The organism is Rhodopseudomonas sp. BR0M22 (assembly GCF_010907035.1).
In the GTDB taxonomy this organism is placed as follows: domain Bacteria; phylum Pseudomonadota; class Alphaproteobacteria; order Rhizobiales; family Xanthobacteraceae; genus Rhodopseudomonas.
In genome coordinates this window covers 1-1,417 of the sequence record NZ_QUMK01000143.1, presented here as the reverse complement: position 1 = coordinate 1,417, position 1,417 = coordinate 1, and the positions used below count along the sequence as shown (strand labels likewise).

General features: G+C 64.9%; 2 protein-coding genes and 1 pseudogene. All 3 read left to right on the top strand.

Features of this window, described 5'->3' with window-relative positions:
• The first annotated feature begins 182 nt into the window (after positions 1-182).
• The gene (locus tag DY468_RS24495; protein ID WP_164608205.1) at positions 183-671 is read left to right on the top strand and encodes a pyridoxamine 5'-phosphate oxidase family protein; all 489 of its coding nucleotides are present in this window, start codon (positions 183-185) and stop codon (positions 669-671) included.
• A gap of 3 nt (positions 672-674) precedes the next feature.
• Positions 675-932 carry a hypothetical protein gene (locus DY468_RS24490; protein WP_164608203.1) on the top strand — a complete coding sequence of 86 codons (258 nt, stop codon included), beginning with the start codon at positions 675-677 and terminating at the stop codon, positions 930-932.
• A 260-nt stretch (positions 933-1,192) separates the two neighbouring features.
• Positions 1,193-1,417, top strand: a pseudogene (locus tag DY468_RS24715) (OmpA family protein); the annotation flags it as partial.

The following is a 1,417-nucleotide window of genomic DNA, read 5'->3' as shown; positions in this document are numbered from 1 at the left end:
CACTCTCTCCGTCGCCGGCAGCGTCAGATGTGTATAAGGGACAGCAATCCAGCGCCGTGCACCGAGCCCCTGGACTGCTTCGCCTTCGGCTCGCAATGACAGCTCGCGCTCATTGCCTGCTCCCCGCCGGAACATCGCCGCAAAGCGATCGTTATCGCCGCTGACGAACAAGGGAGAGCGAGATGGCGGCGACGATGAACAACGGCGATGCGCAGCACGCCTGGGATCTGATGAAAAAGATCACCTTTGCGATGCTGGCGACGCGCGATGGCGAAAAGATCCGGTCGCGGCCGATGGCGGCCTATGTTCGGCCGGAAGAAAGCGCGATCTACTTCCTCACCGACGCGCGTCGCCACAAGGACGAGGAGATCGCCAAGGATCACCACGTCAATCTCGGCTTCGCCAATGCCAGCGCGCAGAAATACGTTTCGGTGACGGGCACGGCGGCAATCAGTAACGATCGTGCCAAGATCAAGGAGCTGTTCGGCACCGAAGCCAAGGCTTGGTGGGACAGCCCGGACGATCCGAACATTCGCGTTCTCAAGGTGACGCCGGACGAGGCCGAGTACTGGGATTCGCCCGGCTCCATCGTGAGCTACGCCAAGATGATGGTCGCGGCCGCAACCGGCAGCCGGCCGGACCTCGGTGAGAACGCCAAGGTCGCGATCTAGACGATGGCCGGCGAACCGCAAGACGTGCCGAACGACCCGGGGCCGGTGACACCGCCCCCGGAGGTGCCTCCGAGCACCCCCGGCACGCCGAGCGAGCCGCCGCCGGAGCAGCCGCCCGGCAATCCCAACCCCGACATTCCGCCCCCGATCGAAGAGCCGGGCGCGCCGCCGCGGCCGAACGAACTACCTGGGCACACGCCGGACGAATTGCCGGTGCGCCGTCCGCCCGGACCCGGCGCTCCGAATCCCGCCGTGGCGTAACGTCTCACCCGATGAGTGTCGCGCCTTCGTACTTGTTACTACGAGCGCCGAAGAGTCGTCTCGTGCCTGCGATTCCGATCCTGCTGATGAACTCATGATGAATGCTGCCGCGTTCGAGGCTCGAATGCGGCGGATTTATTTCTCCACGGGTGAAGCCTGTTGCCACAATTGGGCCTCACGCCTTGTCGTTGATCGGAGCGTGGCGGTGATTGTTCGACTGCGTCGAATGAAGCCAGCCTGCTCCATTGAGGGTCTGTTTGATGACGAAGCTAAATGTTGCACTGCTCGCGACCACGGCGCTGACGCTCGGGTCGTTGATCAGTCATCCCGCCGCTGCCGAGAGCGCGGCCGCGCCGATGCTGCTCGCGCAGGCGGTGCAGGGCGGCCCAGCGCCGGCCCCGTCCGAGGAAAAGAAGAAGGAGGAGCCGCCGCACGGTCCGCGCCCGGCGCCCGCGCCGCCCAAGGCCTGTCTCCTATACACATCT

What these genes read in the sequence shown, in the direction of transcription:
- DY468_RS24495 (WP_164608205.1), top strand. Translation starts at nt 183, where the DNA reads ATGGCGGCGACGATGAACAACGGCGATGCGCAGCACGCCTGGGATCTG.
- DY468_RS24490 (WP_164608203.1), top strand. Translation starts at nt 675, where the DNA reads ATGGCCGGCGAACCGCAAGACGTGCCGAACGACCCGGGGCCGGTGACA.